Below are 18,862 nucleotides of genomic sequence, written 5' to 3'. Positions count from 1 at the left end.
GCGCCCCGTCCTCCCCCGCCTCAGCCGGGCAGGCGGGGCATGATGGTCGTGGCGTCGCCCCCACCAGCGGGCGCGGGCGGCTCGCCCGGTCCGCCCTGCCCCGGCGTTGCGCCCGGGCCGGGCGCCGGGCGCGGACCGGGTTGCCGGGGCGGACCGCCGTCGGCCGGGTACGTCGTGCCGCCCCCGTAGACCCCGCCGCCGGCCGGTGGGGCGTCCGGGCCACCGGGGCGGGAGCCGTACACCGACCCGGACCCGGGCGCGGCAGGCCGGCCGTACGTCCCGCCGGCGGGCGGGCCCGCCGCCGCACCACCCGAGCGGTACATGGTGGGGCCCGGATTACGCGGCAGTGGCACACCCGGATACGCCCGCGGGTCGTCGGCCGGTTCCTTGTCCGCCCGGGAACGGCGCACCAGCAGCACGATCAGGCCGACGCCCACCACGACCAAGGCGACGCCGAAGAGCATGAACACCGACAATCCGCCGGAACTCTCCTCGGCGGCGAGCGTGGTGCCCGTGCTGGCCTGGGCGACGACCGCGGGCAGGGCCGAGCCGTCGGCCGGCGCCGCCTCGGTCGGCGCGACGGTCGGGCTCGGGCTCGGGGACGGCTTACGCGTCGGGGTGGGAGACGGGGTCGGGCTCTTCTTCTCCCCCACCACCCGGGCGGCGACGGTGTCCCGGCCGATGGCCCGGCCCCGCACGCTGGTCGCCTCGCCGGCCACCTCCAGCCGACCGCCGGGGGTGCCGGGGCGGAACAGCACCCGGTAGCGCACCGTGACGCTCTTGCCCTTGCACAGGGTCGGGTTCGTCGGGGCGACCAGGTTGGCGCTCACCCCACCCCCGCCACCGGAGACGGACACCGGCCACCACCGGCCGGCCTTGCCGACCTCGACGGAGACCTGGCCCGCGGCGAGGCCGTCGAGCCGCAGCCCCAAGCCGGTGCGGACGAGCACGCAGCCGTCAGTGCGCTTGCGCACCTCGACGTTGACCGCACCCGGCGAGCCACCCGGCTGGAAGCTACCGGTGGAGCGCACCCGCACCGAGTCGCCGTCGGCCAGGGCCGGCGTCGCCCCGACAGCCGTCAGGCCGCCCAGCATCACGCAGACCGCAGCGAACCGCGTCGCCTGCCGACGTACTGCCATGATCACCTCGCCGTTCGTCCCCGGGTGGGTCCGGGTCAGGTTACTACCGGGTGGGAGAGTCGGGGGGTCGGCCGACGCTCGGCATGTGGGGCGCATTACCCGAGACGGCGGCCCTGGCCGCCCGGCGGGACGGGCGCAGGCCGGCGCGGCGCCGTCAGCGGGCGGCGGCCAGCGCCTCGCGGCAGAGTCGGTCGGCGGTCCGGGTGGTCTCCGGCAGCGGCCTGCGGCGACACACCCGAGCGGTCCAGCCGGGGCTTTCGCACACCTGTCGGGTAATTTCTTCTGGTCCGAGATCCCGGTCATCGACAGGAGAAGCTCCGCGCATGGGCAAGAAGACGATCCACGTCTCCGACTTCAGCGGCACCGTACTGCGGCCGGACGACGAGGTGGTCCGCGTCGTGGTGCTGGAGCACCCCGACCTGGTCGCCGGGCCCGTGCAACTGGACGCCACCACGGCCGAGGTGGAGAGCATCGACGACGCCTCGCTGGACGTCGCGGTGGTGGAGATCCACGACCGACACGGCGGCGGCGAGCCCCGCCGGGTGGTGCTGACCGCCAGCGAGTTCGACGCGATGGCCACCGACGTCCCGATGGCCCAGCTGTTGAGGACCGCTGAACGGGTCCGCCCGCCGAAGGCCCGCAAGGGGGTCGAGAAGCTGGACTACGGCACCGTCGAGCACGCCGGCAGGCCGCACCGGGGCCGGGTCACCGAGGAGGAGGCCCGGCTGGTCCGCGAGCAACTCGACGAGGTCAACACGCGGCTCGCCGACGCCGGCATCCGGCAGATCGACCCGGCCGACCCCGAGCACGCGGCCCGCTACGGCTTCCCCGCCGCCGCGCCCGCCGCGGCCTCCCCGCTCGCCGCCTCCTGACCCGCCCCGTCCGGTGGTCGCCCGGGCGGTGACGCGAAGGGGCCCCTCCCCCGCGGCGCGTGTCGCCGGGCAGGGGCCCCTGCCCGGCCCCGGAGGGGGCGAGAGCCTCGGTGACGGTGGCCTCCGTGGCGGCCTTCTGCACGCCGAGCCCGGTGAGCACACCGGCGCCGTCCTCCAGCCGGATGGTGTCGGGGAGTGGCACGGGATTCGTCATACGTCAACCCTTGGTTGACGGCTTACCTCCCTCCGCCTCCACCAGTGCCGTCTGGACCAGCTGTGCCCCGTGCCGGCGACGGACCAGCACCCCCCGCCCCGGCGGCATGGGACGCAGCCGCCGCCCGCCCCAGAGCGGCCCCTCCTCGCGGTCACCGGACATCAGCAGACCGGTCGCGCCCATGTCGCGCAGCATCTGCAGCACCGGCTCGTAGAGCGCCCGGCCCGCTCCGCCCGAGCGCCGCGCCAGCACCAGGTGCAGGCCCACGTCGCGGGCCTGGGGCAGCAGCTCCCGCAGGGCGCCCAGCGGGTTGTTACCGCCCGCCGCCACCAGGTCGTAGTCGTCGACGAGCACGTACACCTCCGGCCCCTTCCACCAACTCCGCTCCCGCAGTTGCTCGGGGGTGACGTCCGGCCCGGGGAGGCGGTTGCGCAGCGCGGTGCGGACCTCCGCGACCGTCTGCGCGAGGTACGACTCGGAGGGCGCATAGTCGAGCAGGTGCCCGCTCTCCACGGCGCCGAGCAGGCCTCGCCGGTAGTCGGCGATCACCAGGCGGGCCTCCTCCGGCGAGTACCCGGCCACGATCTGCCGGGCGAAGAGACGCAGCAGGTTGGTCTTGCCGCACTCCGCGTCGCCGAAGACGACCAGGTGCGGTTCGGCCGCCGGATCCAGGGCGACCGGATCGAGGGCCGACTCGTCCAGCCCGATCGGCAGCCCGGACCCGCCCGGCGGCCACGCCCGGTCCAGCTCCGTGACCGTCAGCCGCAACGGCAGCAGGCGGACCGGGGGCGCCGGAGCCCCCGGCCACGCGGCGGCCACCCGCTCCGCCAGCGCGGCCGACGCCTCGGCCAGGTCCGTCGCCTCGTGCCGGCCGTCGACGCGGGGTAACGCGGACCGGAAGTGCGCCTGGTCGGACGTCAGGCCACGCCCGGGCGACCGCTCGGGGACGTTCGTCGCGCTCCCGCGGTCGATCTCCGACTCGTTCGGGTCGGTCAGCCGCAGCTCCAGCCGGGTGCCGAGCTGGGCCCGCAGGCCGGGCCGGATGTCGACCCAGCGGCCGGCGGTGAGCACCAGGCGCACGCCGTGGGCCGACCCCCGATGGGCGATGTCGCTGACCGCCTCCTCCAACTCCTCGTGCTCCCGCAGCAGCGTGTGCCAGCCGTCCACCACCAGGAATACGTCGTCGGAGGGGTCGTCGGAGTATTCGCCGGCCGCGCGCAGCCGCCGGTAACCCTCCATCGACGCGATCCCGAACGCGGCGAACCGGTCCGCCCGCTGCGCCAGGACCCGCGTCACCTCGGCGACGGTCCGGCGCACCGCCTCGGTGTCCCGCCGGCCGGCCACCCCCGACACGTGCGGCAACCCGGCCAACGCGCCCAGCGTTCCGCCGCCGAAGTCGAGGCAGTAGAACTGCACCTCGCGCGGGGTGTGGGTGAGCGCCAGGGCGGCGATCAACGTGGCCACCAGAGTGCTCTTGCCTGCGAGCGAGGCGCCGACCACGCCGACGTTGCCGCCCGCTCCGGCGAGCTCCACCAACAGCGGGTCGCGGCGCTGCTCGTACGGCCGGTCGACCACGCCGATCGGAACGGACAGCAGCCCCGCCCGGGCGTACACCGGTTGGGCCGGGGCCTCGTCGCCCGGCGGCGCCACCGCCTCGGGCGGCGCCAGCAGCTCGTCCAGGCTGGGCGGCTCGTCCAGCGGCGGGAGCCAGACCTGACGCGCCCGGGGTCGGCCGTCGCGCAGCCGGTCCACCACGATCTCCAGCGGGCTCCGCCCGGTCAGCTCGGGCGGCGGATCGGCGTCGCCGGCGCGCAGGCCAAGCGGCCCCGAGACGTACGCCGCCCGGAAGCGAACCGGGTCACCGGGACCGGTACGCAGGTAGCCGTGCCCCGGCGGGCCCGGCAGCTCGTACGCGTCGGGGACGCCGATGAGCATCCGACTCTCCAGCCCCGAGAAGGTACGCAGGACGATCCGGTACGACAGGTTCCGGTCCAGCCCTCGCAGCCGGTCCTCCTCCACCCGGCTGGTCGACAGCAGCAGGTGCACCCCCAGCGCCCGGCCGCTCCGGCCGATCCGGGCGAAGAGCTCCGCGAGCGCGGGCCGGACGGTGAACAGGTCGGTGAACTCGTCGCAGACGACCAAGAGCGTCGGCAGCGCCGGCAGCTCGGTCGGTGTACCGCCGGCCGCCCTGGCCTGCTCGTACGCCCACCAGTTGGACAGCCCGCCGGCCAGCCGCAACAGCTCCTGCCGGCGGGCCAGCTCGCCGGCGAGTGCGTCCCGCAGGCGGTCGAGCAGGGTGAGGTCCTCGGCGAGGCTGCTGACGTGCCCACTGACATGCGGCAGGTCGCCCAGCGGGGCGAAGACCGACGAGCCCTTGAAGTCGATCATCACGACGTTGAACCGGCTCGGGGAGTGCCGGGCCGCCAGCCCGAGCACGATGGTGCGGAGCAGTTCGCTCTTGCCGGAGCCGGTCGCGCCGACCAGCAGGCCGTGTGGGCCCACGCCATCCCGGGCGGACTCCTTGAGATCCAGCAGCACCGGCTCGCCGTCGGTGTCCACGCCGATCGGCACCCGCAGGAAGCCCGGGCCGAGGGGCTCGTCGTGGCCGGTGAAGTCGCGCAGCCCGTCGAGGTCCGCCAGGCCCAGCACAGTCAGCGCCTCGTCCTGCCGCCCCTGGAACGGGACCCGCCGGGCATCGACCTCGACGGGCTCCTCCGCGCCCGACCACGCCTGCGCGATCAGCGAGACCATGAGCCCCGCCCCGTCCGGGCCGCCGGCGGCGGGATCGGGCTCGGGGTCGGCGTCGCTCACCGCCAGGTCGGGCAGCGCGATGCGGAAGGTGCGCCGGCCGTGGATCGCCCAGCCCGGCAGGTTCGCCGGGAGACGTGCCGCGAGGTCCGGGTTGACCAGGGACTCCTGCGGCTGGGACAGCCGGGTCTCGACCCGGGCCTGCGGCAGCTCCAGCAGTTCCTCCGGGATCGCCCGCCAGCTCCGCTCCACCACGGCCACGTGGATGCCGTACCCCAGGCCCTTGTTGGCCAGTTCGACCACCCGGGCGGTGAAGTCGGGCAGCAGGGCGGCGAAGTCCTGCCAGCGGTCGACCAGGAGGAACACGTCCGGGTACGGCCCGCCGTCCAGGGTGCCCCGCCGGGCCCGCAGGCTCGTCGGCGACTCCAGCTCGTGCCGGCGGAAGAGTTGCTTGCGGGCGAGGACGTCCTGCTCCAACCGGTCCAGCAGCCGGCCGACCTCGTCGACCTCGTCGTCGCCGACGACCGCGCGCACGTGCGGCAGCCGGCGCATCGGCCCGAGCCAGTTCCCGCCGGATTCCAGGCAGTCGAACGTCACCTCCTGGTCGGAGTGGGTGAGCGCCAGCCCTCCGACGATGGTGCGCAGCAGGGTGGTCTTGCCGGTGCCGGCCCGCCCGATCACCAGCAGGTGCCCCTCGGAGGAGGCGAGGTCGAGCCAGAGCGGCTCGCCCGCCGGCTGGTCGATCCGGTGGGCCTGGCCGACCGGCACCCGGAGCAGCCCGCGCCGCCGCCAGTCGACGGCGCACAGCTTCACGTCGTCGGTCGGCTCCAGCGGCCCGAGCAGATCGCCGAGGCGCAGGTCACGGTGGTCCCGGCGCTGCCGCTGGCGGTGGTGCCCCTCTCGGGACAGGGCGATGTGGATCTCGTCGCTGACCTGCCCGAACTGGCACGGCGACTGGGACGGGGCCCGCCTCGGCAGCTCCATCCGCACGTATCGCCACAGGTCGTCGGGGGTGATCCGGCCCTGGCCGGTGAGGTCCGCGGCACCCGTGCTGAGGCCCTGAATGATCGTTTCGGTGAAGGCCGAGCGGAGCCGGGGCGCGGTCGGTGATGCCGGTCTGCCGTCGTCCGCCCGCTCCACCGAGTTGGTGGCGGTGACGACGTACCGGCCATAGCCGGTCTTCAGCTCGCCGTCGAGGGCGAGGTCGTCGGTGGTCTTCAGGCCCTGCCCCTCGAACGCCCCGCTGTAGCAGCAGTCGAGCAGGATCACCGAGCTGGCCGCGTCCGACTCGTCGAGCAGTTCGCGGACGAACGACGCCGAGACCGCCGTCGAGGAGAGGTGGTCCACCTCCGTGTTCGCGACGGCGAGGTGCAGCCGGCCGCGTTTACTGCTGCGCACGCCGTGACCGGAGAAGTAGAGCAGGACCAGGTCCTCCGGGCCGGCCGCGCGCAGCATCGACTCCATGGCCCGCTCGATCGCGCTCTTCGACTCGTTCTCCAGCAGCACCGTCTGGTCGAAGGCACCGATATCCGCGTCGGCAAGCAGGCTGAGCAGGTCACGCGCCTCCTCCCGGGGCGCGTAGAGGTCGCTCAGCGACTCGTCGATGTACCGGTCGTTGGCGATCAGCAGGGCGCGTCGCTGTCCCACTGGTCAGCTCCCGGCGGTGGCACCGCCGCTCGGCTTCGCCGGGAGCGCCCCCCGATCGGCCTCGCCGACGGCCGGGCCGGTGCCGACAGCCGGGGCGGGGTCGGCCAGCAGTGCGGCGAGCTGGGTGACGAGCGCCTCATCGATCTTCGTCGTTCCAGTGATAACCAGCTCGCGGTCGCCCCGGCGCAGCCGGATGGAACGCGCCTTGATCCGGTCGGCGTAGGCCACCGCCACCACCACGATCGTCCGCATGGTGGCGGCCGAGAAAAAACCGCCGACCACCAACATCCCCAGCTCCCAGGCCTGCTGCGACTTGCCGTGGGCGGTCGTCGGCGACTGGGCGTACGCCACCCGGAGCCCCCGGACGGCCCGCAGGTCGTCGGCGAGCCCGGCGGCGAGTTGGTCGACCCGTTCGGCGGCGACCGCCGTCGCGGGCTCCACGAGCAGCGAAAACTCGGACACACGGGCCTCCCGGGACGACGAGTGACTCCTCGCCACAATTCAACACCACCCGCGCCACCGGCCGGGTCCCGCGCCACCGGCCACCGGGCGCGGCATCGCGGTACGGACGCCGATCACGACCGGTTCTCCGCCGCGCCCACCTGTTCCTCCAGTGCGGGTTCCCCGGCCACCGCCACCAGGGCGTTGACCATGGCCCGCGACTTCACGGCCGTCTCCTCGAACTCCTCGGCCGGGTCGGAGAGCGACACGATCGCCCCGCCCACCCCGAACGACACCCCGTCCGGAGTGCCGACCAGCGTACGGATGACGATGCTCAGATCGGCCGCGCCACTGAGCGAGAACCAGCCCAGTGAACCGGAGTAGACCCCGCGCGGGCCCCCCTCCAGCCGGTCGATGATCTCCATCGTGCGGACCTTGGGCGCGCCGGTCATCGAGCCACCGGGAAAGGCGGCCCGTACGCAGCTCACGGCCGTCTCGCCTGGGCGGAGCCGACCCCGGACGGTGGACACGAGCTGGTGTGCCGACGGGTACGTCTCGACGTGGAACAGGCGCGGGACGCACACCGAGCCGATCACACAGACCCGGTTCAGGTCGTTGCGGACCAGATCCACGATCATGAGGTTCTCGGCCCGGTCCTTCTCCTGCCCGAGCAGCTCCCGCCGCAGTCGTTCGTCCTCGGCCGGGGTCCCGCCCCGCCGCCGGGTGCCCTTGATCGGCCTGGATTCGACCACCCGGTCGACGCCGATCGACAGAAACCGCTCCGGCGAGGCGCTGAGCACCGCCAGACCCGGGAAGTCCAACAGCGCTCCGTAGGGCACCGGACTGATCCGGCGCAGGTGCAGGTACGTCTCCAGCGGGTCGACCGTCGTCGACACCGCCACCATGTTGGTCAGGCAGATCTCGTACGACTCGCCTTGGCGGATCTCCTCGAGGCAGGCGGCGATGCGCTCCAGGTACCCGTGCCGGCTGTGCCGCAACCCGAGCCCGAGCCCGGCCTCGGCATCGGCGAACGTGGCACCCCGAACCGGCGTCGAATCGCCCGGCGTGAGCTGCTCCGGGAGGGTGGCCAGCCGGGCGGCGCTGTCGGCCAGCCACGCCTGCGCCGGCCCGGTGTCGCCCGGCCGGGCCAGGCTGAGCAGGTAGGACCGGCCCGTGCGGTGGTCCAGCGCCAGCATCCGGTCGACGAAGAGCAGGGCGGCGTCCGGCGTATCGGCCGTGTGCGCCTGGTCCCCGCCGGTCTCCGCTTTCAGCTCGTACCCGAGGTAGCCCACGTAGCCGAGGTTGAAGTCGAACGGCAGGCCCGGATGCGGCGGGACCGCCCGGGCACGCAGTTGGCCCTCCAGGTGGTCGAAGAATCCACCGCGCTCGCGGTGCGCCGTCCCACCGCGCGAGCGGGTCAACTCCTCGCCGTCGACCCGGTAGGTGAGGTACTCGGCGAGCGGACCGGCGCCGTTGCCCAGGTAGGAGAAGCGGGACAGCCCCTCGACGACCTGCCCGCTGTCCAGCCAGAACCCGTGCGGCCCCGCCGCGAACAGGTCCCGGTAGGCCGCCACCGGGTCGGGGACGAACGGCAACTCCCGCACGAGCAGCTCGTACGCCGTACCGGCGGGCGCCGCAGCGCCAGGCACCGTCGACGGCGGCTCCGCGTCCCGCCGTGGGCGTGGCACCACCGGGTTCCGCCCGGCGACCGGCCGGGCCCGGTGGGCCAGCGCCAGATCACGGAAGTTCGCCAGCAGCGCCCGTCCGTGCTCGGTGCTGACGGACTCGGGATGGAACTGCACCCCCCACACCGGCCGGGTGCGGTGCCGCACCGCCATCAGGAGGCCGTCGGCCGTCCACGCGGTATCGACCAGGTCGTCGGGCAGTTCGGTGACCACGAGGGAGTGGTACCGCACCACGTCGAACGGCGACGGCACTCCGGCGAAGAGGTCGACGCCCCGGTGGTGGATCGCGGAGATCCGGCCGTGCCGGGGCTCGGGGGCCAAACCGACCACGCCGCCGTACAGGTGGCAGATGCCCTGGTGGCCGAGGCAGACGCCGAGGACCGGAAGGCCGCTCTCGACGATGACCCGGGCGCTGAGGCCGAAGTCACGCTCCCGTTCGGGCCGGCCCGGGCCGGGTGAGACGACCACGCTGTCGAAGTCGGCGAAGTCGACGCTGGCGAAGTCGGCATTGTTGGGCACGACCACCGGCGGCTGACCGTTCACTTCGCCCAGGAGTTGGAACAGGTTGTAGGTGAACGAGTCGTGGTTGTCGACCAGCAGGGTACGCATGAGGCCCCCTACCTTTCCCAGCGGTTCCGCGCCCCGGTGATCATCTCCTCGATCGGAGGGGTCCCGGCGATGATGTCTCCTCCCCCGCCGGCCACGTCCAGCGCTCGCCGGACATCACCCCCAGGTACGCCGAGACGATGTCGGAGCCGTAGGCGTACCCGATCACCAACGTGATGGCCGGCCACCCGAAGAACCATTTCACCACGACGCTGCCGCTGCCGCCCTGGACACTCCGACCAGGGTGTACGCACTCCTGAGCGAGCTGGCGCGGTTGCATCTGATCGAGGATCACCCCGACTGCTACGTACTGCCGGAGTTGCTGCGCGCCTACGGCGAGGAGTTGGCCTACTCGGCGCTGCGGGCGTCGTAGTCCTGCCGGTCAGGTTCGGCCGCGACGGCAACCGAGGCCGCCACGCCGGCCAATGTGAGGATGAACCCAGGGCCGGGCACGGTTCCCTGGGGCGGGAGGGTCGGGATGATGCGTCTTCACGTGGGCTGTGCGATGTGGACCCACCGGGCATGGCAGGGGCGCCTGCTGGCGCACCCGCTTCCGTCCGACGAGCGCCTGCGGCACTACGCCGGTTGGTGCGATGCCGTCGAGGGGAACACGACCTTCTACGCGACCCCGACCAGGGACACCGTGGCCTCGTGGGCGCGGCAGACCGACCCCGACTTCCGCTTCGTGCTCAAGCTGCCGAAGCTCATCACGCACGAACGGCGCCTCACCGACGCCGACGCCGCGATTCGGGTCTTCCTGGACGCGATCGAGCCACTCGGCCCCCGGGCCCACGCCCTCTGGATCCAGTTGCCGGGGTCATTCGCCCCCTCCGACGTCGCCGTGCTCGCCAGTTTCCTGCGCCAGCTCCCCCGCTCGCACCGATACGCCGTGGAGGTCCGGCACCCCGCGTTCTTCGACGAGCCTCGCTCGGCGGTGCTCCTGGAGGAGACCCTCGCCGCCGCGGGTGCCGAGTGGATCCCGTTCGACACCACCGCGTTCTTCCGAGCTCCTCCGACCAGCGACGCGGAACGGGAGGCGTGGACCAGGAAGCCGCGCATGCCGTTCCGGTCGCGCGCTGACGGACCGGCCGATCGTCCGATATCTCGGCCGCGACGACCCCACGCGGACCATCGAGGGCTGGCAGCGGTGGATCGACGTCACCGTCGAGTGGCTGCGCGAGGGCCGTTCGCCGACGATCTTCGTGCACACCCCGGACAACGCCGACGCGCCCGTGCTCGCCCGCCGCCTCCACGACGACGTACGGGCGCGCCTACCCGAACTGGAGGCGCTGCCCGACCCGATGCCGGCCGAGCCCCTGACCCTGTTCTGACCGTTGTCGTCGCCCGGGCCACACCAGGGCGGCGAAGGCACATCGTCCCGGCCCGGTCCCGCCGGCAGCCGGCGGCCGGTCGATGGCGTAGACCCGCAGCGGGCGTCCGCTCGCCGGGTCCGCCGTCTCGCGATCCAGACGCATGCCGAGCTTGCGCATGACCCGCTCCGAGGCGTCGTTACGAGGACCACTGCCGTGCGCGACGAGATCCCGGCGACCCCGAACGGCAAGGTCGACCGCCATGGGTCCTTGTCACGAAGGTTGTCACGTGGCCGTGGGCGAGGGCCGGCGAGGGGTGAGGCCGAACGCGTTGGCGAGGAGCTCGTGGGAGCGCCGCCGGTCGGCGGGATCGGCGATCAGGTTCTGAATCATCAACTCGTCCGCGCCGCTCTCCAGCACCATCTGCTCCAGGGTGTCACGCACGTCCGCGGGACCGCCGGCCACGAACCGGGGCCACTGCCCGCCCGCGATCGTGACGGGCTCGGCCTGCTGCGACGTGGTGAGCTCGCGCGCTCCTTCGTCGGCCGACGGGATCAGGGCGTTGCCGCCCGTACGACCCAGCCGGGCGTAGAAGCCCTTGGCCGAGTTCACCAGGTGCTCACCGTCGGCCCTGGTCTCGCCGACGGTGACGTTCACCGCGAGGATCCCCCGTGGCGACTCCAGCCCGAACCCCTGTGGACGGAACGTCTCGCGGTAGTGCCGCAGGGCGGCCCCGGCGGAGCGGGGATTGATGAACCCGGCGAACGTGTAGCCGATGCCGAGTCCGGCGGCGAGGTCCGACCCGCTCGGACTCGATCCGAGCAGCCACGTCTGCGGAACCTCGGGCACCGAGTCCATCAGCCGGTTGCCCGCGAACGGATGGCCGTCGGGGAACGCCTCGTACAGCCAGGCGAGCGTCTCCAGCACCTGTTGCTGATGATCTGCCTGGGCCGGGTTGCCCCGGTCGCGCTGCAACGCCAGGTCGATCACGGGGCCGGCCGTCGCGCGCCCCATCCCCAGGTCGACCCGGCCCGGAGCCATCGCCTCGAGCTGCTTGAACATCTCCGCGACCTTGAACGGGCTGTAGTGGTTCATCAGCACCGCGCCCGAACCCAATCGGATGCTCGAGGTCTGCATGGCGGCTGCGGCGATCAACAGCTCGGGGTGGTGGGAAGCCCCTGAGCGGCTCAGGTGGTGCTCGGCGAACCACACCCGATGGAAACCGGTCGCCTCGGCATGACGGGTGACCTCCAAAGAGTCGGCCAACGCCTCGGTCTGCGTGGTGCCGGGAGCAACGGTACCAAGATCGACGATGGACAGCTTCATGGACGGGACTCCTCGGAAGGCGGCGATTTACCCTGGCTCCGTTGCCGGCGGGAGACGGGTGGAGCCGACTGTACCGCGATACTTGGTTTGTCCAAACTTGTTGTCTGCGCCGGAGGTCGGTAAGGTCTGGGTCGTGCAGTGGGAATCGAGCCTCGACGAGCTGGAGTCCGCGCTGGCCACCGTTCTCCGGCTGCTGGCCGACCGCGCCACCGTCGGCGACGTCGCACGGCGCTCGGGCTACGACCTGCCCCCGGCGTCCTGGTCGCTGCTGGAACACCTCGCCGCGCGGGGGGCCCTGCGGGTCTCCGACATCGCCGCCTGCCACGGCGTCGACATCTCCTCGGTCACCCCGCGCCTCAAGCGCCTCGAGACCGCGGGTCTGGTGACCCGCAACCGACTGCCGACGGACGCCCGCGCCTTCCTCATCAGCATCACCGACGAAGGCGTACACGCCCTGGAAAGCGTGCACGCGGCCCGGCGGGACATCCTCGAGCATGCCCTCGACGGCATCGACGCGGCGCGGCTCGCAGTCGCCACCGGGGTGCTCTCCCAGGTTGCGGACCGGCTCGCGGGCGAGCCCACCCGGCCCGCCGGTGAGCCGCCGCCCGCACCGGGCACCCCACCCGACGAGGACGCGAGAGACGGGCGAGCCGCGACGGCCAATGATCAGGAGGTGGGCGCCGGCTCCGGAAGCCGGTCGGCTCGGGCGCGGAGGTAGCGCTTGAGGGTGGCCATGGGGTTCGGTGCGATCCGGCACAGCACCCGGTAGAGGAACCTGATCTGCCGCCAGTCGGTCTCCGCCACCTGGGCCGGCTGCACGTGGAGGGAGGCGATCGCCGCCTGCAGGTGGTATGAGCCGAGCGGCGAACGCAGCATCGCATCGGTGACCAGCCGGGTGCCTTCCTCGATCAGGTCGCCATCCCACCGGGCGTGACCATGGCGGCGGTTGCCAGCTCGACCGGGAGCCCGGTGATCCCCTCGGCGGAGAGCTCGGTCACGAGGAACTCGCCGTCGGCGCGGACGAGCGTCATGCCGACGTCGAACAGAACTGCTTTGGGCGGACCGGGGACCATCTGCTGTCCAACCTTTCACCGAGGAAAGACCGAACAGGACGGTCGGCTACAGGTCGGTCGGATCGGCGTACAGCGCGGCGACGACGTCCTCACGCTGGAGCATCGCCGCGCACCACGCGTAGTGGCCGTCCTTGCCCGTCGGGTCGTAGGCGTTGCTGGTGAGCACGGCGTAGACCGCGCGATAGAGCAGGAGCCGGGTCATCGGATATCCGGCCTGGTCGTGCAGGCGGCGGAGTAGCTCTTCGTCGAGCGTCCGGTGCTCGCTGCCGTACATGTCGAAGATGGCGGCGGTGACGCTCGCCTCGAAGGCGGGATCGGCTTCGGTGGTGAGGAATCCCCAGTCGAGCACCGCGGCGGGGGCGCCGTCTGCGGTGACCAGGACATTGGCCGGGACGAGGTCGCCGTGCACGATGGTGCCGGGCGCGGCGGGCAGGTGTTCGATCAGCAGCCGGATCCGTTTCATCAGCTCGTCGAAGCCGTCAACGGATGTGGCGAGCTGTTCGCCGTAGCGTTCCACCCGGCGGTCGAGCAGGGCGGACAGGGCGGAGTGCCAGGTGTCGTGCCCCTGCCATACCGGGATGTCCTCGTCGATGACCGTCAGCGCCCGGCAGCTGACGCCGGCTGCGGTGGCGCGCAGCTCGGCCAGGATGGCGAGCATGCAGTGCTGAGCCTGCTCCACGGTCACCTGCCCGGACCGCAGGGCGTCACGCAGCGGCATGCCCCTGAGTTCCCGTTCGACCGTGACGGTGTGTCCGGCTATCTCGTGGATGTCGAGCATCTCGGGAGTCCGGAAGGAGAGGCGCTGGTCGCTCAGGTGGGTGTAGAAGGCGCGCAGGGGTTCCAGCTCGGCGCGCTGCCGCCGGAACCAGACCTTGCCGACGAGTCCGTCGCCGAGGCTGTAAACCTCGCCCTCCATACCGCGTCCGATGATCTCCGCCGGAGCGAACCCGAGGCCGCTGAACCGTGCCGACCAGTCCACGCTGTCATGACCGACCATCGTGCTGTCCTTTCTGCCGCTGCTCCGCGCGGAACCGTGTGGCCATCCGGTACGAGTCCTCGTCGCGCTGCACGAGAAGCAGCGGCCGGTTACCCGAGGGCATCACGGCGTCGAACCCGAACCACTGGAGGACGGCATCGGCGGTGCCTGCCACATCGGCGGCCAGGTCTTCGTAGTAGTTAAGGTGCGGTACGGCGTGCCCGTCCGCTGGAAGAAGTGGAGCCATGCCGCGTTCGACTCCGCTATCTGCCGCTCGATGCAGTCCAGGTCGTCGAAGTCGTAGAGGTCACCGGCCGCCATCCGCTCCCGCGCTCGCACCAGCACCCTAAGCGGAGCCTGCCCGCTGTCATCCGCCGCGTGGATCGCCGTGCCGTACCACCGTCGAGCCTCGGCCACATCCCCGAGCCGCATCAACGCGTCGGCGCACATGGTCGCCAGCAGCGCCGCCACCCCGGACAGCCGGGACTGGACCGCCGCCGGCTGACGGCTTCGGATGGAGTGGCCGACGCTGAGGTCTGATCGCTCGGAACCTTGATTCCATTGGAAGACCGTCGCGCCCTACGTAGGGCGCTCTGTGTGGAGAGACCAAAGCAACGGTAAGGTACTGCGGTCGATGTGGGCGGGCACTAGGGACGTGGTTTCGACGTTAAGAGAACAACGGCTTGCGCAGCTGCGTGACCGCGTGCAGCGGCACCTCACCACCAGCGCCCCGGAGCCGGTACTCGCGCCGGAGGCGATCGGCGAGCTGGTCGACCTGCTCTGCTCGGTGCCGGACCCGCTCGACGATATGCCGGTCACCCAGGCCGCGGGGCTGTTGCTGCTGACCCAGGTCATCGCCGCTGCCAACGCTGATGCGGTGCCCGAGATGACGGTGGCACTGGAGCTGCTCGCGCCTGTATACCTGCGGGGGTACGGCGTGCCGGACGTGGTCCGCGAGCAGTTCGAGCGCCATCCACCGGCCGAGCCGGATACGGCCCCGACGCTGGCGTCGCTCGGCCGACTACTGTATGGGCGGACGCTGTCCAGTCCTGACGAGAAAACCCTGAACCAGGCCGTCGCCCTGCTGACCCGCGCCCTCGCGCTGGCCGAGCCCCACCACCCCGAGTATGCGCGCAGCCTGACCAACCTGGGCAGCATGCTGCTGACCCGGTTCGAACGCGCCGGCGACCTGGACGACCTGGAGTTCGCAATCAACCTCACCGAGGCGGCCGTCGACGCTACCGCGCCCGGCGACGCCGCTCGCGGAACCTATTTGAGCAACCTGGGCAACGCCCTGCTGACCCGGTTCGAGTATCTGGCGAGCGAGGCCGACCTGGACGCCGCGATCAAGGCGCATCAGGCGGCGGTGACCGGCTGGCCCGACGATCCGGAGCACGCCGGAATGCGTGCCAACCTCGACCTCGCTCTCCGGACCCGGGCCAGGTTCCGCGACCAGGTCAGCGAGCTGGACCGGATGATCGAAATGGCGCGGACCGGATCGGCGGCGGAGCTAAGCGATCTGCTGCAAACCCGGTTCGACCACGCCGGCAATCGAGTAGATCTTGAGGAGGCGATCCAGGTCCGTCGGGCCGCCCTCACCGCAGTGGTCGACGACTCCGAGCGGGCCGACCACCGGTCCCGGCTCGCCGATCTCCTCCTGAGTAGGTTCGTTCACCTCGGACAAGGCGAGGACATCGAGGACGCCGTCGCCCACGGTCGCGCGGCGGTGGCGGCGACCCCGGCCGGGGACCCGCAGCTTGCCAGGCACCAGTTGCACCTCGCCAACGCCCTCAACCGCCGACATCGGACGATCGGTGGTCTGGATGACCTCGAGGAGGCCGCCGCGCTCGGCCGCAGGGCCGTGGACGGCACGCCCGCCGCCGACCCGAACCGCGCCGCGCACCTCTCGTCGCTCTGCGTCGCCCTGTGTTCGCTGGCCGAGCGCACCGGCCGAACCGCCGACCTCGACGAGGCGATCGAGGCGGGGCGGACTGCCGTCGACACCGCGCCGCCGCACACCCCGTACCGGTCAGCGTTCCTGGGCAACCTCGGCGCCGCCCTGCTGGCCCGGTTCCGACAGACGGGCGGTCAGGCCGACCTGGCCGCATCGCTGGACGCGCTGCGCCGTGCCGCGCTCGCCGCGCCTGCGGCCAGTCCCGAGCGAGCGACCGTGCTGGCCAACCTCTGCGGCGCCCTGCAGAGCAGCTACGACTCGCTGCGCCGACGCGAGGATCTCGACGAGGCGATCGACGCCGGCCGCTCGGCCGTCCAGCTGACGCCGGCCGCTCACCCGGCCCTCGGGATCCGGCTGTCGAATCTCGCCGTAACGTTGCGGACGCGGTTCGAGGTGGGCGCGGACGTCGCCGACCTGGACGAGGCGGTCGACGCGAGCCGATCGGCTGTGCGGGTGCTGCCGCCGGGCCATCCGGGCCGGCCCGCCGCGCTGTCGAACGAGTCGCTCGCCCTGAGTAGCCGATACGAGCACGTCCACCGGCCGGACGACCTCGACGAGGCGGTGCGGGCGGTGCGGGCCGCGATCGGCGAGACGCCGGCCGATCACCCGTACCACACCGCGTACCTGCTCAACCTGGGCCAGGCGCTGCGCCGGCGCTGGACCCAGACCGGCAACCCCGCCGATCTCGACGAAGCCATCGCCGTGTCCCGGGAAGCGGCGTCCGCGGAGGTGGGACCGACCCGGTTCCGGGCGGCGGCAGCGGCGCTCCAGGCGAGCCTCGCCGCCGCCGCGGGCCGCTGGACCGACGCGATGACGGGGTACACGGCCGCTGTCGACCTCATGGTCCGGACCGTTGCCCGGCACATCACCCGCGGCGACCGGGAACACCTGCTCGACGGCATGGGCGGCACGGCGGCCGACGCCGTCGCGTCGTGCGTGCGGGCCGGTGCGATCGGCCGCGGCGTCGAGCTGTTCGAGCAGGGACGCGGCGTACTGCTGAGTCAGGCGCTCGACAGCCGCACCGACCTCACCGCGCTCGCCGAACGCCACCCCGAGACGGCCGAGCGGTTCACGGCGCTGAGCCAGGAGCTCGACTCGCATGGCCCGGCGGGCGACACAGCGGCGCGGCGCACGGCGGCAGCAGCGTTCGACCGGCTCGTGGCGGACATCCGGGACCTGCCGGAGTTCGGCGCCTTCCTGCGTCCGCCAACGGTCGAGCAGCTCCGGCCGGACGAGGGCCACGCGGTGATTGTGACCGTGTCGGCGTTCGGCTCGTATGCGGTCGTGCTGCCGGCCACCGGCAGCCTCACCGCCGTCGCGCTGCCCGAGCTCACGCCGGACGACCTGCTGACCGAGGTCCTCGCGTACCTGCACGCGTTGGACGACATCGACGCGAACGCGGCGCGGCAGCGGGCGTGCGGCCAGGAGCAGCTGGCGCGGACGCTGGGCTGGCTGTGGGACACCATCGCCGGCCCCGTACTCGACCACCTGGGCATCACCGGGGCACCGGTCGCCGGGCAACGCCCGCCGCGGCTGTGGTGGTGTCCGGCGGGCCTGCTGACACTGCTGCCCCTGCACGCCGCAGGCCACCACGACACGGCCTCGAGCGCGGCGCACCGGACGCTGCCTGACCGGGTGAGAGCGTCCACCACGCCGACGCTGCGAGCCCTCGCCCACGCCCGCCGCACCGGCGCGGAACGGCCCCGGAACCTTCAGGGACTCGTGGTGGCGATGCCACACACCCCCGGCGGCAACGCCGACCTGTTCGGCGCGGAGACGGAGGCGGAGATCGTCGAGGAGTACTGCCCCGGAGGCGTCGCCGTCCTCAGCGGTACGGCGGCGACGCGCGAGGTTGTACTCGCCGCCCTGGCCGAGGCGCATTGGGCGCACTTCGCCTGCCACGGCTACACCGACCTGGACGACCCGTCGAGCAGCAGGCTCCTCCTCGCCGACCACCACGACCGGCCGCTCACCGTGGTGGACGTGGCCGGGCTGCGGCTCGACGGCGGCGAACTGGCGTACCTATCCGCGTGCTCCACCGCCCAGACCGGTGCCCGACTGCACGACGAGGTGATCCACCTGGCGTCAGCGTTCCAGCTGGCCGGCTTCCGGCACGTCGTCGGCACGCTCTGGCCGGTCGGCGACCGACACGCCGTGGACTTCGCCGAACTCGTCTACGCGGCACTCGCCGACGGCGCGGACATCGCCACAGCCGTGCACGACGCCGCCCGGCGCATGCGCGACCGCTGGCCCGACACCCCATCGGTCTGGGCGTCACACATCCACATCGGCCCCTAACGAGCGGCCTAGCACCCACGTCGCAACGCACTCCGCATGATCCTCGTCCCCAGCCGACAGCACCATCCCGCCCGTACCGGTGCCGCCCTCGACATAGGCCACGAGGGCCGGGGTCGCCACAGTCCCCGGCGTGCGGCGCACGAACACGAACCGACCCTCCACGACCGTCACCAGGGCGATCCCATGCGCCCGCGCGAACGCGACCGCCCCGGCCTGGTACGGCGCGGTGGCCACCATGACGCCCTTGTGCGCGCCGATGCTCTGCACCTTCTGGTACAGCACCTGGACGAGTTCGCGCTTGATCGGATTACGGTGCAGCTTCGCCTCGACGACCACCAGGAACGCCAGGCCCGCGAACCGGTACCGGACGGTCGCATCCAGGTCGTAGCTGCCGTCCGGACCGGTGACCTTGTCGTGCAGCGTGACCACGAGGTCGTCCACCTCCGGCCCGGCGGACCGCAGCAGCTCCTCGGCGACGAAGACCTCGAACCGCGCCGGGGTGATCTCGGCCGGCGGAAATCGCACCACGGCGTAGTCATCCTCGATCACACACGAACGCTACCCGTTGCGCCG

The 18,862-nt window shown here is 72.5% G+C and carries 13 protein-coding genes and 2 pseudogenes; 5 read left to right on the top strand and 10 right to left on the bottom strand.

The annotated features are described in order from the left end of the window. Window positions 1-20: 20 nt before the first annotated feature. On the bottom strand, window positions 21-1,139 hold the full coding sequence (locus SNR22_RS24925) for a hypothetical protein (RefSeq protein ID WP_320069083.1): 1,119 nt from the start codon (window positions 1,137-1,139) through the stop codon (window positions 21-23). A 323-nt stretch (window positions 1,140-1,462) separates the two neighbouring features. Between SNR22_RS24925 and SNR22_RS24920 the strand changes: the two genes are divergently transcribed. Then, a complete protein-coding gene (locus tag SNR22_RS24920; protein ID WP_320069082.1) occupies window positions 1,463-2,011 on the top strand; it encodes a hypothetical protein in 549 nt (182 codons plus the stop codon). Between the two features lie 217 nt (window positions 2,012-2,228). Here SNR22_RS24920 and eccCb read toward each other — a convergent pair whose 3' ends face one another. From eccCb to pabB, 3 genes are all read right to left on the bottom strand, one after another. After that, window positions 2,229-6,620 (bottom strand): type VII secretion protein EccCb, encoded by a 4,392-nt coding sequence (gene eccCb / locus SNR22_RS24915; protein WP_320069081.1) that lies wholly within the window; start codon window positions 6,618-6,620, stop codon window positions 2,229-2,231. Between the two features lie 3 nt (window positions 6,621-6,623). After that, a complete protein-coding gene (locus SNR22_RS24910; RefSeq protein WP_320069080.1) occupies window positions 6,624-7,082 on the bottom strand; it encodes a hypothetical protein in 459 nt (152 codons plus the stop codon). Window positions 7,083-7,195: 113 nt separating this feature from the next. Then, window positions 7,196-9,355 (bottom strand): aminodeoxychorismate synthase component I, encoded by a 2,160-nt coding sequence (gene pabB, locus SNR22_RS24905; protein ID WP_320069079.1) that lies wholly within the window; start codon window positions 9,353-9,355, stop codon window positions 7,196-7,198. Window positions 9,356-9,596: 241 nt separating this feature from the next. Between pabB and SNR22_RS24900 the strand changes: the two genes are divergently transcribed. After that, complete coding sequence (locus SNR22_RS24900; protein WP_320069078.1) at window positions 9,597-9,725, top strand: hypothetical protein; 129 nt, start codon at window positions 9,597-9,599, stop codon at window positions 9,723-9,725. 132 nt (window positions 9,726-9,857) lie between these two features. After that, window positions 9,858-10,683: pseudogene (locus SNR22_RS24895) on the top strand (DUF72 domain-containing protein). Window positions 10,684-10,947: 264 nt separating this feature from the next. Here the strand turns inward: SNR22_RS24895 and SNR22_RS24890 are convergent. Then, window positions 10,948-11,988, bottom strand: a complete 1,041-nt coding sequence (locus SNR22_RS24890) for an MsnO8 family LLM class oxidoreductase (RefSeq protein WP_320069077.1) — start codon at window positions 11,986-11,988, stop codon at window positions 10,948-10,950. A 133-nt stretch (window positions 11,989-12,121) separates the two neighbouring features. Here SNR22_RS24890 and SNR22_RS24885 point away from each other — a divergent pair, with 133 nt between their 5' ends. Next, window positions 12,122-12,706 carry a MarR family transcriptional regulator gene (locus SNR22_RS24885; RefSeq protein ID WP_320069076.1) on the top strand — a complete coding sequence of 195 codons (585 nt, stop codon included), beginning with the start codon at window positions 12,122-12,124 and terminating at the stop codon, window positions 12,704-12,706. On the opposite strand, the gene SNR22_RS24880 is transcribed toward SNR22_RS24885, so the two are convergent. From SNR22_RS24880 to SNR22_RS24865, 4 genes and pseudogenes are all read right to left on the bottom strand, one after another. Then, the gene (locus SNR22_RS24880; RefSeq protein WP_320069075.1) at window positions 12,655-12,864 is read right to left on the bottom strand and encodes a hypothetical protein; all 210 of its coding nucleotides are present in this window, start codon (window positions 12,862-12,864) and stop codon (window positions 12,655-12,657) included. The genes SNR22_RS24885 and SNR22_RS24880 overlap by 52 nt on opposite strands. A gap of 32 nt (window positions 12,865-12,896) precedes the next feature. After that, complete coding sequence (locus SNR22_RS24875; protein WP_320069074.1) at window positions 12,897-13,061, bottom strand: hypothetical protein; 165 nt, start codon at window positions 13,059-13,061, stop codon at window positions 12,897-12,899. A 46-nt stretch (window positions 13,062-13,107) separates the two neighbouring features. Continuing rightward, on the bottom strand, window positions 13,108-14,058 hold the full coding sequence (locus SNR22_RS24870; RefSeq protein WP_320069073.1) for an aminoglycoside phosphotransferase family protein: 951 nt from the start codon (window positions 14,056-14,058) through the stop codon (window positions 13,108-13,110). Between the two features lie 297 nt (window positions 14,059-14,355). After that, a pseudogene (locus tag SNR22_RS24865) lies at window positions 14,356-14,544 on the bottom strand (hypothetical protein); the annotation flags it as partial. Between the two features lie 196 nt (window positions 14,545-14,740). Between SNR22_RS24865 and SNR22_RS24860 the strand changes: the two are divergent. After that, window positions 14,741-18,289, top strand: coding sequence for a CHAT domain-containing protein (locus SNR22_RS24860; protein ID WP_320069072.1), 3,549 nt, complete (start codon window positions 14,741-14,743; stop codon window positions 18,287-18,289). Here the strand turns inward: SNR22_RS24860 and SNR22_RS24855 are convergent. Continuing rightward, entirely contained in the window at window positions 18,266-18,838 is a 573-nt protein-coding gene (locus SNR22_RS24855) for a restriction endonuclease (RefSeq protein WP_320069071.1), read from the bottom strand. The genes SNR22_RS24860 and SNR22_RS24855 overlap by 24 nt on opposite strands. Window positions 18,839-18,862: the final 24 nt, after the last annotated feature.

It is taken from the genome of Micromonospora sp. RTGN7, assembly GCF_033804645.1.
Classification (GTDB): Bacteria; Actinomycetota; Actinomycetes; order Mycobacteriales; family Micromonosporaceae; genus Micromonospora.
This window is presented reverse-complemented; position numbering and strand designations above follow the sequence as displayed.

Coding starts and splice junctions, on each gene's coding strand:
- SNR22_RS24925 (WP_320069083.1), bottom strand. CDS start 1,139: ATGGCAGTACGTCGGCAGGCGACGCGGTTCGCTGCGGTCTGCGTGATG.
- SNR22_RS24875 (WP_320069074.1), bottom strand. CDS start 13,061: ATGGTCCCCGGTCCGCCCAAAGCAGTTCTGTTCGACGTCGGCATGACG.
- SNR22_RS24890 (WP_320069077.1), bottom strand. CDS start 11,988: ATGAAGCTGTCCATCGTCGATCTTGGTACCGTTGCTCCCGGCACCACG.
- SNR22_RS24880 (WP_320069075.1), bottom strand. CDS start 12,864: ATGCTGCGTTCGCCGCTCGGCTCATACCACCTGCAGGCGGCGATCGCC.
- pabB (WP_320069079.1), bottom strand. CDS start 9,355: ATGCGTACCCTGCTGGTCGACAACCACGACTCGTTCACCTACAACCTG.
- SNR22_RS24920 (WP_320069082.1), top strand. CDS start 1,463: ATGGGCAAGAAGACGATCCACGTCTCCGACTTCAGCGGCACCGTACTG.
- SNR22_RS24870 (WP_320069073.1), bottom strand. CDS start 14,058: ATGGTCGGTCATGACAGCGTGGACTGGTCGGCACGGTTCAGCGGCCTC.